Genomic DNA, 15,342 nt, shown 5'->3' with positions numbered 1-15,342 from the left:
GCTAATAACTTCAATCTTCTAAATCACCTTGAGCCAAACGCAACAGTCAATCTTCGGTCAGCGGCAACACAACGCGCACCTGAAGCCCCCCCATATCGCTTTTCCCCAGATGCAGAGTCCCCCCATACTCGCGCACCGTATCCTGAACGATTGCCAGACCAAGACCTGTTCCCGGCTTCGTTTCGTCAACACGATTGCCACGTTTCAGGGCCGCATCCATCTTATCCGGCGCAAGCCCCGCACCATCATCTTCGATCAGAATTTCAAACTGCCGTTGCGAATCCGTTGCAGACTGCAAAACAATCTTTATCCGTCTGCGCCCCCACTTACCCGCATTTTCCAGAAGGTTTCCGACAATCTCCTCCAGATCCTCCTTCTCACCAGCAAAGACTGCTTCCGGCAGGGTGTTTCTGAAAGTGATCTTCAAAGAAGGGTTGAGCTTTGCTGTCACCCGCTCCATGCGTTCAAGAACAGGCGTAACCAGGGTGCGAAACACAACACTGTCACGTTGTGCCGCAATCCGTGCTCGTTGCAGATAATGCTGGATCTGGACCTGCATTGCCTCGCTTTGTTCCAGTACAAGCCGCCCCTGCTGACCACCCATTGTACGCGCCTCATTGGCAAGGACCGATAGCGGCGTTTTTAGCGAATGCGCAAGATTCCCGACCTGTGTGCGCGAGCGCTCGACAATACGGCGGTTGTTTTCAATCAGCGCATTCATTTCAACCGCAAGGGGGGCAATCTCAATTGGCAGCGATGTATCAAGCTTCGCAGAACGCCCCTCTCGAATATCAGCCAAAGCCTGACGCACTTTATCGAGAGGACGCAGACCAAAAAGAATAATGCCTGCATTAATGAAAACACTGCCTAGGCCAAAAATCGCCAGATAGATTGCAAGTTTCCTTCTAAAGTCAGAAATTTCACTTAACACTTCACTGAGGTTTCCCATCACGCGAAAACGCGCAACACGGTTGTCATTATCGAGCACCACTTCCGTTTCAACGATGTAAAGCTCTTCACCGTTGAGACCTGGCAAGGTGTAGCTGCGCATGAACGAGCTATCAAAAGGCGCCTGCGAAACCGGCATTTCCGGCACGATACGCCCCACTGAAGACAGAGACTGTAATTTGCCATTGGTGTTGGGAGAAATGGGGTCAACAAACCAGTACCAACCGGAGAGCGGGCTGGAATATCGCAGATCACCCAATTCCGGGCGGCCCTGCAGAAGCCCATCGGGTGTTATGCTCACGGCGCCAACAAGACTGAAAAGGTGCGCCGTCAGAAGCCGCTCGAAATTATTGCGCGCCGCATCGCCATAAAGTGTGCTGATAAGTGTCGCGACAACGACCAGCCCCAGAATAACCCAGAGCGTCGATAGGGTGACGACGCGTATCGCAAGGGATCGTAAAGAAGGGAAAACGCTGAGAAGCTTCAGTTCCCGGTCCCTTTCGTATCTCCCTGCTCGTCCGAGCGAATGCGATATCCCATACCGCGCACGGTTTCGATCAGATCGACACCCATCTTCTTGCGCAGGCGTCCGACAAAAACTTCAATCGTGTTCGAGTCACGATCAAAATCCTGATCATAAAGATGCTCAACCAGTTCAGTTCGCGAAACGACCTCGTCCATATGATGCATCAGATAAGACAGCAGGCGATATTCATGGGATGTGAGCTTGAGCGCGACGCCATCGACGCTTGCCTTGGATGTCTTCGTATCAAGATGCAAGGAACCACAAACCAGCTCAGATGAAGCATGCCCGGCAGCGCGACGAATCAATGCACGCAATCGGGCCAGCACTTCCTCAATATGAAAAGGTTTGGCAACATAATCATCGGCACCGGCATCAATACCAGCAACCTTGTCGCTCCAGCGATCCCGCGCCGTCAGCATCAGAACAGGCATTGTGCGGCCACTGCGCCGCCAGCGCTCAACCACGCTAATGCCATCCATCTGCGGCAAGCCAATATCAAGGATCACCGCATCATAGGGCTCAGTGTCGCCCAGATAATGACCTTCCTCGCCATCAAAAGCGCTATCAATAACATAACCTGCTGCACCCAACGCATCCGAGAGCTGCCTGTTCAGGTCCTTGTCATCTTCAACAATCAGGATACGCAAGTCATATTCCCTTGCCTATGTTGCCTTGCCTATATTCTCTAGCAAAGTAAGTTATTGCGCAGGAACAGCCACTTCGACACGACGCGGACGTTCGCCATCGCGCCCCGGCACGAGCACCACGATCACGCACATAGCGCGACCGTTCTGTGTGGTGGGTGTTGCCTTGGCCAACTGGCCCCCCTGTGAGGCGGCCACTTGTTCGCCGACTGCCGCGCAATCACCTGCGGCGGCAATCAGCATGTTGGACTTCTGCGGGGTCGCAATTGGCAAGGCACCGGCGTTAACAGGCAACAGACCAATGCTAACGGCCAGAAGCGCGAAAATTTTGAGAGCAGGGTTCTGTTTCATCATGTCCCTTATATAGCGCCTTTCATCTGAACGATGCATGAACGATACACGCAGATGATCAACGCAAAGGAATTTTTCCCATAAAACAGCCTCAGACCGAAGCCATTCTAAACTATTGTTTTTACGCATAATATCTTCCGAAACATCCGTCAATATTCCGGTATCAGGCGATCTTCAGAACTTTGCTATCACGGTTTATGAAATTATGAAATGCGCGAAGTTGCCCCTAACCTTCCAAAAATGGTAATAAGACCGGCAATTGCGGTGGCAAGTTGCAGCATTACATCAGTCAAAGCACCATGATCCACCGCATCGCTGATGAAGCCAAAAGCGCCAGCCAGCGACAGAAAAAGCGCGACCAGCCCGGCCCAGATAGTGCGAGAAAGATACCAAGGCTTGTCTTCACTCATGACGTGTCCTTTCATTTTACAAAACATTCTGAATTTCGATTGAGGCAAAATCGCCCGCGCCTATTCTTGCGCTCAACATCGCAATCCGCAGCTCAAAACTGTTGGCTCGAACCTCAGCCATTCGTTCAGCATTCGGATAGATCCATGATGGCGTCTGCACCTCTAAACTTCGGACAAGCGTTTCCCCCTGCCAGATTTCAATCCGATAGGCTTCTGCGTCCTCCCCCAGCGGAATATCTGCGCCCATCCAGCTATCGGCATCTACACGCCCGCGCCTTATCCAATGCAGCGACAGATCACCATTACCAAGCCGTTCTGCCCTGAGATGAACAGGGCTTAAAGGTCTCAAAGCGTTCAGACCACCGATGACTTTCACAGTATCAAAATACTCATCCGAGAAGGTTTTGCCTGCCGCGCCTATCCGCCAATTGAGCTCAAGCCCGATTTCATTTGCCTGCAATCCAATGCTTTGTACGCCGCCATCAAAGAGCACAAATGGCGTTCCGATGGGTTTTTCGATGCGGCTTGCCGCTTCTGTGCCAAGCTGGCCGCGCAAAAGCCGCGATAATCGCCATTGATTCTGTCCAACTTCCTCGGCCTCAAGAAACTGAACCACCTCCCATTTTCCATCGGGAGATTTCATCATTGCCATATTGGCACCATTGAGAATTTGTGCAATCGGCTTTGATTGCAGTTCACCCGAATAAAGCACCACGTCTATGGTCTGCGCTTCGATCAGACGTCCACTCGGACCTGATCCAAGTGCCGCGGTGAGTTCTCCCATGACCGCGCGCTCCCCAATCATATTACGCTCGGCAAAACCATCATCGGAAGGCGAAGCATAAATTGCCACGCCACGCCATGGTCTGGCATGGCAAGCAATGCGAAACTGACCAGCGGGATCTTCCGCACCCGGCCAGAGCGGCACATCAATCAGATGGAAAATCGGCTTCATATCAGAAACTGACCCGCCCGGCGAAAGCTGTGGTGTTTCGCCTCTGTCAGCAAAGGCGACATTGGGCGCTAACGCCACCGCCTTGACCGCTCGCACCTCACCATCTTCGAGCGATGACACCACATAATCACGCTCACCGCCCAAAATATCGATCCGTACCCGGTCCCCGACATGAAGGGCTGCTGCCGACCACGGCAATGAAAAGCTTGCTGTGCGCCGCTCCGCATAGCGACGTGCCATCCAGCCTTCAGCCAGGGCCGTTGCCTGTCCTATTTCCATCGAACCTGAAAGGCTGAGACTCTCTGTCCCTTGTCCCGCATCGCGGCGCACGGATGCCCCCACGACCTGAAAATCACGCAGAGGATCGTTGCAATAAAGCTCCGCCACGCTGGGCAAATCGCCCTGATCTTCAAGAACAGAGGTCAGCGCATCACCATCATGCGGCTCGACCAACAGGTCCGTAACATCCAGCGTTTGTGCGGTACGTCCAATGCTGCGGAAGACGAATGTTCCCGCCTGCTCAAAACCATGAACGCTAAATACATTCACCAAAGGTTCAAGCACGCCACGCGCTGTGGAGGGTTCTGAAATGACGAAGCCGGTCAAATGTCCATCTGCACCGGAACAATCAGCTTGCGGCAAATCAAAGTCCTCAAGGATTGCGGCAATCAGTTCATCAAGGGCAACGCCACTCAGCCGGCCGTTCAACCAATGGCCCAGCCGCCAGTTTGGCGTATCACCCCACACATCCCCTTTCAGCGGAAATTCCGGGAAAGGCCTCGTATCCCAGGCCCAGAGATAAATGCGGTCCATATCCAGCATTGACCCGCCATAGACCGGCGAGACCGGATTATTTTGAGGCCAATAGTAATAATGCGCGCGCAGGAAGCGATCCATTGCGATATCGGAGCGCGAGCCATTCGAAAAATAGGGCGTGGCATTTTCCGACGATTTTGGATCGGGAAATACATTGGGCTGGTTCGGTCCCTTATCGACTGCCGGACATCCGAGTTCCGTAAACCAAATCGACTTTGACTGCGGCACCCAACCGGTCGGTGCTGCAACCTCCTCACCATCAATCCGGTTATGATGCGGATTGCTCCACCATGCACGAATGTCTTTGTAACGATAGACCCATGGCTTCCCCGCAAGCCCGTCAGTGATGCGTGTGCGCTTGCGCTCATCCCGGTCTTGACTGTTGGCATAATACCAGTCGAAACCTTCACGTGCCTCAACACTCTGTAGCAGTCCATCAAGATCATAGGGCCCCTCGAAACCATCGGGATTGCCGCCGCGAAGATCACTATCTCGCCAGTCGGAAAGCGGCATGTAATTGTCGATGCCAACGGCATCTATTGCCGGATGTGACCAGAGCGGGTCGAGGTTAAAATAAAGATCGCCGGTTCCGTCCTGCGCCTGATAACCAAAATATTCGGTCCAGTCTGCGCCATAACTGATGCGGCAACCCGCCCCAAGCTTCACACGCATTTCACCGGCGAGCGCACAAAGATGCGTGACAAATGGAAAGTTCTCTCGAGCATCGCGAATGCTTGTCAGGCCGCGCAATTCAGATCCCAGCAAAAACGCATCGACTCCACCGGCCCGTACCGCAAGATTTGCACAATGATTCAAAAAACGTCTGTAACCCCATGTTCCATTGACGAAAGCCTCAACCTGACTTCCCGCCTCAGGCGTTGTATCTGGCGAACCTGTTTCACCGATTGCCGGATGGCAGGTGATACGTCCGCGCCATGGATAGACCGATTGCCCAATTCCACCATAGGGAGACGGCAACTGATTATCAGCCGCAATATCCATCATTATAAAAGGATATAATGTGACTTTAAGGCCGCGCGCTTTCGCATCGCGGATGGCACTGATCACGCTCTGATCGGATGGCGTTCCGCCATAGGCCGCGCCCTTACCGCTCGTCGAAATCAAATGCGCCTGAGCGCGCGTGACATTCTCGACCTTCCATATCTGGCTTGATAACAGCGACGCCTGATGCGTGACACCGGGGCGAATTTTACATGATGCTGCACGCAGATCATCGCCAAACCACGGCAGAACGATAGCCACGTGTTGCAATTGAGGGCACAGCGCTTGCAGTTCATCCATGGCCACCGTCCAGTCGCTGCGACCGCGCTTTGCATTGCGGTTGAGTGTGCGGCGTTCACCGAAGAAGACCCGATCCGTAACCGGATCAGGCGAAAGACCAAATTCAGTTGACCCCGGAATAAGCGCGATGGCACGAAGATTCTGTGCCAGTTTTCCAACCGGTCGCAGAACCTCAACCTGAAACTGCGGAAATCGGTTTCCGTAAGTATCAAGCGGAATGCGTTCGAAAACCACATAGGCCGTACCGCGATAAGCGGGTGCATTGCCCGTGCCCTGCTTTGCCTCAATCAGCGGGTCCGGCTGCTGGGTATCGGTGCCGTGATAAATGCGCATTTCGATCTCGGTAAGATCAAGCTCCTGCCCATCGGCCCATACACGACGAATAGTGGCAATTTCACCTTCGGCAACTGCATAGGCGGCATTGCCGAAATAACTGTAGCTGGTGACTTTCGGACCGCCCTTGCCGCCCTGGCGCTCGGTGGTTTTCTTTTCCTCAAAACGGGTTGCCCAGATCAGCGTGCCCGAAAGCCGTGCTGTCCCATAGACAAATGGCAATGCAGCGCCCTCTTCTGCCGTGGCCACGCGGCCGCTATTGAGGCGTGCCCCTTCCATATGACGGGTAGAATTGATGATTGCCGTGTCGATGGCATACCCGCCCATGGCACCAAGACCTGCGCCGATAGCCGCACCCACAGGACCAAAAATGCCTCCGACAGCAGCGCCAACGGCCTGCAGAACAACAGTCGCCATTGCTTAACCTTTTGGTTCGGGAAAGGTGAAAATTCCGGCTATACGTTTCCGCCATTGCGGCACCAGCGCAGAGGCCATTACCCGATGCCCCTCATAGGCATGGATGAAACGGTTTTGATTGGTCATGATGCCGAGATGCTTGGCCGCAACATCGGCACTCCAGCGAAAGATCAACAGATCACCCGGCTCAGGATTATAGCTGGAACGAGGCTGCATATGCCGGTTGGCCGCCTCCAGCAACGGATCGCCAGATGCGGCCTCCGCCCAGTCCGGCGCATAGGCACCGGGATCTTCTGGCTCCTCACCATAAAGCGCATGCCAAACACCCCGCACCAGTCCGAGGCAATCGCAGCTTATGCCGCGCGTTGACGCGCCATGCCGATAGGGCGTGCCAATCCAGCTTTCAGCTTCGGTCAAAACTTTGTCTGCGATTGTCATGGCACCAGTGCGCTCCCGTCATACTCATTGCCGCCGCTGACATAGGCAAAAGCTGCATCGTTTCCGGGAAGATGCGGAAAACCTCGGAAGTTAATGCCGTTTTCGAATTTCGCCTTACAGGTGGCAAAACTCTTGTCGCAGCCAGCAATGATACGAAAACCATCGCCTGCTGTGACAGGCAGGACCGGCTGATCGGTTAGGTTTAGATTAGTGCCACTGTGCATAAGAACACGCACAGACCGACCGACATTTTCACCACTCGTCCATGTGAGCAGTCCTTGCGTGAACCAGCCACTGCCAAAGCCCTCAAGCCCGGCAACATCAAGCATCACACCATCGGCATGCAGCATTGAACCAACGGCAGAAAATCGCGGATCATTGCCATTCACGCCGCAACGGTTATCGCCTAGCACTGCATTACACTGGCGCATAATCCGGCGCCCACAAACGGCATCGAACGCTGCAGCGGCGCCTTTCAACTCCATTACGAAGCGTCCGTCGGAGCGGCTGATGGTGCCCGCTATCCAGCGCCGCAACAGCATGTACTGATCTGGAGCATTCCAGTTGACCAGATAGCTTTCAACGATGGCACCATCGTAGCGGCCAAGTTCAATATCGCGATCGCTGATGCGCTGCGATGAGAGTGCACCCTCGACCTCGCCTCCGACGATAGAGAGACCAAGCATTGTGGTTGCTTCGCTGCTGTTCAATCCCGTGAGCGGTTCACATAAAACACCGTCCAAAGGCAAAGCAGAATCATGATCGGTGAAACCGAGAACGACAGTGTCAGAACGCCTGATAAGCCATGCAAAGCAATGGCTTGTCACTTCACCCTTTAAATGTGATTCAAGTTCAGTCGGAATAGGGATCATGCCTTGACCTCAATGATGGGAATAGACGGGATTTCACCCGCCTGAAACGAGGCGATGCTGGCCGAAAGACGATCCGTATCGAAACGTACCGGCACATCGAACAGGAAACCAGCACTGACCCGCTGGCCTGAAGACGGCACATAACCGGATGTGAAGGCGACAATGCCAGTGGCGGGCTCAAGCGTGAAAGCCTCAGTTTCAGTCAGCCTTATGCCATCCACACCAACCACCACAGAGCCTGCAACGGGCCGCCGGATGGGGCGATCATATGTCTCGTAATGTTTGACGAGTTGAAAGCGTGTGGTGGCCCCATCGCCCGTTCCAATCACCTGATCGAGATGCGAGGGCGCAGCACTGCCGGTTGCGGAAGAAAAATCGAGCGGGTCGCGGAACCGAAACGTATGAAGCGACCCGCGCCGCGCCTCAAAAAAAGCCAATACGGTTTTCAGATCATCAAGCGAGCGCAGCCCCGTCCCCGCATCAAAGTGTCGGCGTGAATGCGCCCAGCGCGCATTCCGCTTTTCCATACCTGATGTGAGCGTGACAATTTCATTGCGCCATTCCGGCCCACCGGTTGCACCAAACGAAACGCTGAGCGGAAAACGCACATCGTGAAAGGCTTCCATCTCACATCCTCCGCGCGCCGCGGCTTACTGCACCTGCAAGCATGGTGGAAAGCTGTGCCTCGGACTTGCGGAAAGAAGATGCATCGGGCGACGTCATATTAAAGACCACCTGCACTGGCTTACTGCCTGTGCCACCCGTGGCAACGCCAAGTCTGCCATCAGCACCGCGCGCGAGTGGCAAAATCGCCTCTGCACCGGCCTCCCCCGTCAGCCCCAGCGCCCCATTGCCCATGCCGAAATAGGTCGGGCTTGAAACCACACCGCCTTTCGCAAACGGCATGATGCCACGAATACCGCCAAGTACGCCCGACATCAGCGATGAGCCAAGACTTTGCAATGGCTGAAGCCCGGCCGAAAGTGCCGAACCTGCCAGACTGCTGGCAAGGCCGCGCAGCACATCGTCAAGCCCCTTGCCGGAAACGATTGCACTTTTGAGTGCAGTCGTCAGGCTTGAGCCGAAGCTTGATGAGCGTTTTTCGAGGTCCGTCAATGCGCGATCAAATGCGCTTGTATCCGCCTCGACGGAAACAGTTACGGTTTCATCCGTCATGATAAATCACCTATCGGGAAAGGCATGCATCAGCGCGTCGAGAGTCGCGCGCGAAGGAGCATTTTTGCTCTGCGAGACAGGCCCGAGAACGACACTGAGTTCGCGTGGGGTCATGGCCCAGAAGTCTTTTGAAGAAAGCCGCAGCAAACCAAAGCCAGCGCGCATCACCTCTTTCCAGGGAAAAGGCTGACGTGAAGGACTTGATTCAACTGCGGCACTCAAGGGTTTGAAGGAGAATCGCTTTCTTCCGTTCCGAAGGTCGCCGTCAGCAGTGCTGAAACGATGCGGGCATAGCCGCTGGCACCGCCATCGGCGCGCATTTCGGCCACGTCTTCAAACGGTACATTATGCCCACCACCATGAAGGCCCGCACAGATGATGCGCTGCATATCGAAAGCAGACAGCTTACCGCCGGAAAAGCGCATGATCAGGTCAGAAAGATTGTCTGCCTCAAAAGCAGATTCGAGTTGCGCCAGCGCACCGAGCGTCAGGCAGAGTGTCCAGTCACGACCATCCAGTTTTGCCGCAACCTCGCCACGATGACGATTGACCATCATAGCGCTTCTCCGAAGGCGATCAGTCCGGCGGATTCCAACGCAATTTCAAAGGTCATTTCCGCATCGTGATTGCCGCCATATTCAAGAGCCACGATCTGAAACGGCCCTGTGATTGTTCCAAAGTCAGGAAGTAAAATCTGCCAGTTGCGAATTTCACCATCAAAGAATATGCTGCGTATCAGAGCATCAGACGTTGCATCTTTGAATATGCCAGACCCGCTTACAGAGGCCCGCTGCACGCCGCTTCCGGCCAGCAACTGTCGCCAGCGCCCGGCTGCGTCGGCGTCAGTCACATCGACCGTTTCCGCATTGAACGCAATGCGTTTGGTGCGCAGGCCGGCACAGGTTTCAAACTGCCCTGCGCCATGCGCAATTTTCAGCAAGATGTCCTTGCCGCGTTGAGCTGTCATATTGGGCTCCTGAATCAAATTACGGGTTCTGTTACGGCGCGATAGCGCATGGTGCCGAGATAACTCCCGAACCCATCGGTGTTACGGGCTAGCACTTCGGTCAACATAAGATTGACGATGCGATGGCCGTTGACTGCGAGCGGCTGTTCATCAAGACGCGTAGCGATGCGCCCGGCGATCTCCAAAACACGTTTGCGGCCTGACTCGCGCGCCCATATCTGAATGTTGAGAAAATGCTCCCCGCCCAGCTCGCTCGCCGTGCTCCAATCCTTCGTCAGTGTCTCGCCAAGCGTGATATAAGGGAACGCGGTTTTTGGTGGGACATGGTCATAAACATGTTCTCCACCAAGCGTTTCAATGAGTTCGCCGTCGTTCTTCAAGGCCTCATAAAGTGCTTTCTGCAATGCTGCCGCGCTGCTCTTCATTGTGTTCCCCAATCAGCTTTTCTTTGTCGCCTCGACTGCCAGATCCCCAGGTGGCAATTTCCTCGCGCAGCGCTATCTGTTTGAACCGAAGCGCACGCACGAGGCCATCAAACGTTAATTTCATGGTTACGTTCACCGCCCTTCCTCCACTGCCAGACAAATCAGATAGCGTCCGCTTTCATCCGGATCGCGTACGGAACGCAGCAAGAAAACACGCCCCCCTTTTCGGAAGCGCTTGTCGGATGAAATATCCTCACGATGGCGCACCAAGATACGATGGGTTATTTCCGGGCGTGGCCGGGTGCCGAAATCGCGTTGACTGGCGGTTATTGGTTCAATGCGCCCCCAAACGGTTGATACTTCCACCCATGTTTCGCGATAGCCGCCCATGCCGTCGGCAATCGGATGCATGGCTTCCAGAGCCAGCTCTACGGTGAGCTGGCCTGGATCAATAAACAGGACGTTGTTCATAGAGATATGCGCCGCCAACTATCGACCATCTGCCCAACCATCGGCGGAAGCTCTGATGTTGCGCCATCAAGACCAGCGCGGTTCTCGTAGAGATGCGCGCTCAACGTGAGTATGGCTTGCTTGAGGGCGTCAGGCACCTCGACACCCGTTTCGCCAAAGCCCGCAATGAAGTCGACTTCAAGACCGCAAAACGACTGCGCATCAGGATATTGTGCCATGTAAACACGCTGGGGGCGGCGTCCATGCTGGAGCATGAATTCTTCGGGCTCCATGCTGATTGCAGTTCCGTCGCAGCGATATGCGACGACAGCGGTCACAGCCTTTACCGGATACTTGAAAAGAGCCAACCGACCCGAACGCGGCCAGCGATCAACGCGCAACCGCCAAGTTTGGTCGATAAGAGCCAGCCCTGTATCAGCCTCGACCAGTTCACGCGCTGTCTTGATAATACGGCGAAGAATGTCATCTTCGCTGTCCGTTGAAATTCTTAAAAATGCACGCGCATCCGCGACCGTCACCGGTTCAAGTACCGGCGGCGTGACAAGAAACATTGTCATTTATTTCCCCTTAAAATAACTCTCAAATCAGATAGTTACGAATGGCATTCCAGAAAAAGATTCAACGTGTTTGCGAATTGAATCTAGCTGCCAAAACCGGCAGGGTCGTTAAGCAGAAATGCAGCAAAGCCGCTGCGAAATGCGCATCCCGAAAACATGATTCCGCTTTCGGATACGATGCTTGTTGATGCAAATATCAGGCTGCAAACTTCAGAAGCTTGATCGCATCAAAATCCTGAACACCACCGCCAACGCGCTTGGTGGTATAAAAAAGCACATATGGTTTGGCAGAGTATGGGTCGCGCAAAACGCGAACGCCAATACGGTCCACAACCAGATACCCCCGTTCAAAATCACCAAAAGCGATTGGCGTTTCGTCGGCTGCAATATCCGGCATATGCTCGGCCTCAACCAGACCAAAGCCCATCAGTGACGCTTTCTCGCCAACAGCCGAGGGCGGCTGCCAGAGGTAATTTCCGTCTGCATCTTTGAGCTTGCGCAGCACGCTCTGAGTCTTGCGATTCATAACGAAACTGGCATTCTGACGATATCCGGCTTTCAGCGCATAGATAAGTTCGATCAGCTTGTCAGACGGATCGGCTGCTGGCAGCGCACCTGCAACACCCGTTTCGATATGACCGATCTTGCCCCATTCCCAGCTTGTGTCTTCGACCGTATCATAGCTCAAAAAGCCCGTTGGCTTGTTGACGCCATTGCCGCTGATAAAGGCCTCGCCTTCCTGCTCGGCAAAGGCTGCTTCCACTTCCTCGGCGATCCACTGCTCGACATTAACGGCAGCATCATCGAGAAGCGAAGATGTTGCCGCCGGCATCGCGTAGATTTCCATAGTTGGAAACTGCAGTTCTGCCAGTTTGGCCGAAGCTGTCTGTGGGCGAGCATCAGTTTCACCGACCCAGCCTGTTGCCGGGCCGCTCACCGAAAACGGCTTTTTGAGCACAGCGCCAGAAACTTGGCGCACGCTTGAAATGCCACGGATCGGCGACAACACAGCCAGCCTGCGGCCAATTTCGGTTTCAAGCTCTGCTGGCACAAGATAACCGCCATCCGGCCCAGAGGCGTAAGAATGCGCTTTCTGCTCAATACCGCGCATCGCCTGTTCATCGCCACGGCGTACATAGCCATCGAAAGCCTGCTTGTGTTCGCGGTTTTCGACAACCGGACATTTGCCCAGTTGCGGACGTGCAGTTTTCAGAACAAATTGGTCAAGCGCCTGTTTCTGCTCGTCGAGCGCGTGGTTGATACGATCAACCTTTTCGCGCAGCAGCACATCGACACTCGCATTCTTTTCGACTTTTTTCAGCCGCTCATCATTGGCTTCACGAAAGGCCGAAAAAGCGGCCATGAATTCATCGAAGGCTTCCGACACATCGCCATCATTGCCCAGATTGGCGCCAAGCGCCTTTGTTTCCACGCTCTTGGTTTCGAGCTGGACTTTGTGAGTGTTGTTCATTTTGATCCTGATTTAGTTAAAAGACATCATCTTGCAGGCGGCACGCATACGCTGTGCAAGGCCTGTATCGCCCGAGTTGAGAGCGTCCCGCTCATTCCGGCTTTGTAAAGCTGCAAGTGCTGAATAGCCTTTGGCTATCACCAGACGTGCAGCGGAACGGCTTAACCCCGCATCCCGCGTGAGCCAGCGTTCAAATTCTCTGACTGTTGGCAAATCCGCTTTCAGATTGTTGATGCGCGCCTGTGGCAGCATCGGAAACGTCACCACCGAGATTTCCCAGAGATCCGCTTCAACAATATGGCGCAGGCCCGTGCGTGCATCCTTGCGCGCCTTCACGGTGCGAAAGCCGATGGACAGTCCATCAAGCCCGCCTGCCCGCATCAGCTCCAGTGCTTCGCGTGCGCGCGCCACACCCTTGGCAAGCCTGCCTTCCACATAAAGACCACGCGCATCCTCGCGAATATCTGTCCATACACCGATCGGCTCGGCCGCATCATGCTGCCAGAGCATCCGCACACCCGACGATCTCCGGGTCGACAGCGACTTTGCAAAAGCACCTTTTTCAATAATGTCATTGCCAAGATCAGGCAGGCCGAAAATACTGGCATAGCCGGAAAAACTCCCGTCAATTTCGACATCACTGAGCGCAAGCGATGCACGCTTGGTTTCCAGCTTGAGATCAGGCTTTATCATTCCCGCTCCTTTGAGACGTTATAAGCCCCTGAAGCGGCGCATGCTTCACCCGCTCGGCAAAGCGCTTCAGAATGCCAAGCACCGACCATGCAGCAAGGCTTGCAGCCGTCGACCCCATCAGCATCAGTTCAGCTCGGCCAAGAAGGGCTTCAAGCGAGAGTGTTTCCGCTATTTTAACGCCTGCGGCACCGCCAAAGATCATGCCGCAGATGATTCCCACCGCAAAGCGAATGCCAGCTTCGCGTTTTCCTTTGGGCAGCATATAGGCAAGTGACACGGCAGAACCGGCAACCGCTCCGGCAATCTTGGCAAACCAAACCAATGTTGCATCGGATGTCATTACGGTATCACTCAGATTACTCATGGCACTCTCCTTTCTGCGCGCAGCTGATAGCCAACCGCATCGCGTTTTTCGTCATCGCTAAGAAATGAGGCTTCTGACACACGCCGCCAGAGCGACTCCCGTTCGAGCGACAACCCTTCGATCTGGTCAATGTCATGCTCTAGCCGCAGATCGCCGCCAAACAGTGGGCCCAGCCAACAGCCAAAGGCCTTGGCAGTCCGGTTGATCAGCGGCAGAACAGTCAGGCGATAGAAGGCGCGATTGGCTTCGGCATAATTTGCATATGTGTTATCACCCGGAATACCGAGCAGCATCGGCGGCACGCCAAATGCCAGCGCAATATCGCGTGCGGCACCATTTTTGGCTTCGATAAAATCCATATCCTGCGGGCTATAGCCCATGGCTTTCCAGTCCAGTCCGCCTTCAAGAAGCAATGGTCGCCCCGCCCCGGAGGCCCCTGTGTAGCCTTCTTCAAGCTCGGTTTTCAGGCGATCAAACTGCTCTTCCGTCAGATTGCCACCATCTTTTGGTGCGTAGACCAACGCACCGGAAGGCCGTGCGGAATTATCAAGCAGAGCCTTGTTCCAGGCACCTGCTGCATTATGCAGATCAAGCGCCATTAAAGCCGCTTCAAGCGGCGGAAAACCATAATGATCATCCAGTGGATGAAACAGTTTCAGATGCAGGCCAGAGGATGCCTCGCCTGAAAGAGACACCACTCGGCTTGTATTGCCTGAACGATAGACCAGCGATTGCGGCCATCCATCATTCGATGTTTCTAGCGTCACCCTTTCAGGCCTGAGCAAATGCAACTCGCTGTTTCCGCTTGGAAGAGCAACACGCTCCACATAAGCATTTCCTGAAATCAGCAAATGGCCATAAAGCCGTTCAAAAAAACTGCTTCCATCCAGACCACTCTGGGGGCGCGCCACAAGATCAAGCAGCGGATGAACTTCATGCTCGGTCGTGCCCTCATAAAGCAGCCATGGCACATTGCTGGCCGCTTCCGCGATCAGCCGAACGCAACGATGCGCCACCGGATTACGCATAAACCCTTCGCGCGCCAATGATGTATAATCCCGCGCTATCCAGGATGGTCCGCGTTCCATATGAAGGGCCACAAAGCCATTCGTGTTTTTGCGCTCACGTCCCGCATCAGAATATGAGGCTGCCTTCCCGGCATTTCTGCGCCACGGCAATTTCCACGCCATATATCGGCTCTCCAAT

At 54.4% G+C, this 15,342-nt stretch carries 20 protein-coding genes; all 20 read right to left on the bottom strand.

From position 1 onward, the window contains the following. Window positions 1-46: 46 nt before the first annotated feature. The 20 genes from ABE530_RS03230 to ABE530_RS03135 all read right to left on the bottom strand — a co-directional run bounded on the left by ABE530_RS03230 (window position 47) and on the right by ABE530_RS03135 (window position 15,326). Complete coding sequence (locus ABE530_RS03230) at window positions 47-1,357, bottom strand: ATP-binding protein (protein ID WP_499693663.1); 1,311 nt, start codon at window positions 1,355-1,357, stop codon at window positions 47-49. A 74-nt stretch (window positions 1,358-1,431) separates the two neighbouring features. Beyond that, window positions 1,432-2,121, bottom strand: a complete 690-nt coding sequence (locus ABE530_RS03225) for a response regulator transcription factor (RefSeq protein WP_265983210.1) — start codon at window positions 2,119-2,121, stop codon at window positions 1,432-1,434. A gap of 51 nt (window positions 2,122-2,172) precedes the next feature. After that, entirely contained in the window at window positions 2,173-2,469 is a 297-nt protein-coding gene (locus ABE530_RS03220; RefSeq protein WP_265983858.1) for a hypothetical protein, read from the bottom strand. A gap of 203 nt (window positions 2,470-2,672) precedes the next feature. After that, window positions 2,673-2,879 carry a hypothetical protein gene (locus tag ABE530_RS03215; RefSeq protein ID WP_265983209.1) on the bottom strand — a complete coding sequence of 69 codons (207 nt, stop codon included), beginning with the start codon at window positions 2,877-2,879 and terminating at the stop codon, window positions 2,673-2,675. Window positions 2,880-2,895: 16 nt separating this feature from the next. Beyond that, the gene (locus ABE530_RS03210) at window positions 2,896-6,702 is read right to left on the bottom strand and encodes a baseplate multidomain protein megatron (protein ID WP_499693551.1); all 3,807 of its coding nucleotides are present in this window, start codon (window positions 6,700-6,702) and stop codon (window positions 2,896-2,898) included. Between the two features lie 3 nt (window positions 6,703-6,705). Further along, complete coding sequence (locus tag ABE530_RS03205; RefSeq protein WP_499693550.1) at window positions 6,706-7,140, bottom strand: C40 family peptidase; 435 nt, start codon at window positions 7,138-7,140, stop codon at window positions 6,706-6,708. Then, window positions 7,137-8,012 (bottom strand): phage/gene transfer agent baseplate hub protein, encoded by an 876-nt coding sequence (locus tag ABE530_RS03200; RefSeq protein WP_499693549.1) that lies wholly within the window; start codon window positions 8,010-8,012, stop codon window positions 7,137-7,139. The genes ABE530_RS03205 and ABE530_RS03200 overlap by 4 nt, the downstream gene beginning before the upstream one ends. Further along, window positions 8,009-8,638 carry a phage distal tail protein, Rcc01695 family gene (locus ABE530_RS03195; protein ID WP_499693548.1) on the bottom strand — a complete coding sequence of 210 codons (630 nt, stop codon included), beginning with the start codon at window positions 8,636-8,638 and terminating at the stop codon, window positions 8,009-8,011. The genes ABE530_RS03200 and ABE530_RS03195 overlap by 4 nt, the downstream gene beginning before the upstream one ends. A 1-nt stretch (window position 8,639) precedes the next feature. Further along, window positions 8,640-9,188 (bottom strand): phage tail tape measure protein, encoded by a 549-nt coding sequence (locus ABE530_RS03190; RefSeq protein WP_499693547.1) that lies wholly within the window; start codon window positions 9,186-9,188, stop codon window positions 8,640-8,642. A gap of 6 nt (window positions 9,189-9,194) precedes the next feature. Continuing rightward, window positions 9,195-9,410 carry a rcc01693 family protein gene (locus ABE530_RS03185; protein WP_265983202.1) on the bottom strand — a complete coding sequence of 72 codons (216 nt, stop codon included), beginning with the start codon at window positions 9,408-9,410 and terminating at the stop codon, window positions 9,195-9,197. Next, window positions 9,407-9,745 carry a gene transfer agent family protein gene (locus ABE530_RS03180; RefSeq protein ID WP_265983201.1) on the bottom strand — a complete coding sequence of 113 codons (339 nt, stop codon included), beginning with the start codon at window positions 9,743-9,745 and terminating at the stop codon, window positions 9,407-9,409. Before ABE530_RS03180 ends, ABE530_RS03185 begins: the two co-directional genes overlap by 4 nt. Further along, window positions 9,742-10,155: a phage major tail protein, TP901-1 family gene (locus ABE530_RS03175; RefSeq protein WP_499693546.1), complete on the bottom strand. Its 414-nt coding sequence runs from the start codon at window positions 10,153-10,155 to the stop codon at window positions 9,742-9,744. Before ABE530_RS03175 ends, ABE530_RS03180 begins: the two co-directional genes overlap by 4 nt. Window positions 10,156-10,169: 14 nt before the next feature. Next, complete coding sequence (locus tag ABE530_RS03170) at window positions 10,170-10,580, bottom strand: DUF3168 domain-containing protein (RefSeq protein ID WP_265983199.1); 411 nt, start codon at window positions 10,578-10,580, stop codon at window positions 10,170-10,172. Beyond that, window positions 10,540-10,716, bottom strand: coding sequence for a hypothetical protein (locus ABE530_RS03165; protein WP_499693545.1), 177 nt, complete (start codon window positions 10,714-10,716; stop codon window positions 10,540-10,542). Before ABE530_RS03165 ends, ABE530_RS03170 begins: the two co-directional genes overlap by 41 nt. Next, window positions 10,713-11,051, bottom strand: coding sequence for a phage head closure protein (locus ABE530_RS03160; protein ID WP_265983197.1), 339 nt, complete (start codon window positions 11,049-11,051; stop codon window positions 10,713-10,715). The genes ABE530_RS03165 and ABE530_RS03160 overlap by 4 nt, the downstream gene beginning before the upstream one ends. Continuing rightward, on the bottom strand, window positions 11,048-11,608 hold the full coding sequence (locus ABE530_RS03155; protein WP_396996418.1) for a head-tail connector protein: 561 nt from the start codon (window positions 11,606-11,608) through the stop codon (window positions 11,048-11,050). Before ABE530_RS03155 ends, ABE530_RS03160 begins: the two co-directional genes overlap by 4 nt. A gap of 196 nt (window positions 11,609-11,804) precedes the next feature. After that, on the bottom strand, window positions 11,805-13,079 hold the full coding sequence (locus ABE530_RS03150) for a phage major capsid protein (protein ID WP_499693544.1): 1,275 nt from the start codon (window positions 13,077-13,079) through the stop codon (window positions 11,805-11,807). Between the two features lie 12 nt (window positions 13,080-13,091). Further along, window positions 13,092-13,772 carry an HK97 family phage prohead protease gene (locus ABE530_RS03145; protein WP_499693543.1) on the bottom strand — a complete coding sequence of 227 codons (681 nt, stop codon included), beginning with the start codon at window positions 13,770-13,772 and terminating at the stop codon, window positions 13,092-13,094. Continuing rightward, window positions 13,759-14,136 carry a DUF6107 family protein gene (locus tag ABE530_RS03140; RefSeq protein ID WP_265983193.1) on the bottom strand — a complete coding sequence of 126 codons (378 nt, stop codon included), beginning with the start codon at window positions 14,134-14,136 and terminating at the stop codon, window positions 13,759-13,761. Before ABE530_RS03140 ends, ABE530_RS03145 begins: the two co-directional genes overlap by 14 nt. Further along, window positions 14,133-15,326: a phage portal protein gene (locus tag ABE530_RS03135; protein WP_499693542.1), complete on the bottom strand. Its 1,194-nt coding sequence runs from the start codon at window positions 15,324-15,326 to the stop codon at window positions 14,133-14,135. The genes ABE530_RS03140 and ABE530_RS03135 overlap by 4 nt, the downstream gene beginning before the upstream one ends. Between the last annotated feature and the right edge of the window lie 16 nt (window positions 15,327-15,342).

The sequence above is a fragment of the Brucella sp. TWI559 genome (genome assembly GCF_039674265.1).
Taxonomy (GTDB): domain Bacteria; phylum Pseudomonadota; class Alphaproteobacteria; order Rhizobiales; family Rhizobiaceae; genus Brucella; species Brucella chromiisoli.
The sequence above is the reverse complement of the archived record's forward strand: the minus strand, read 5'-3'. Positions and strand labels throughout refer to the sequence as shown.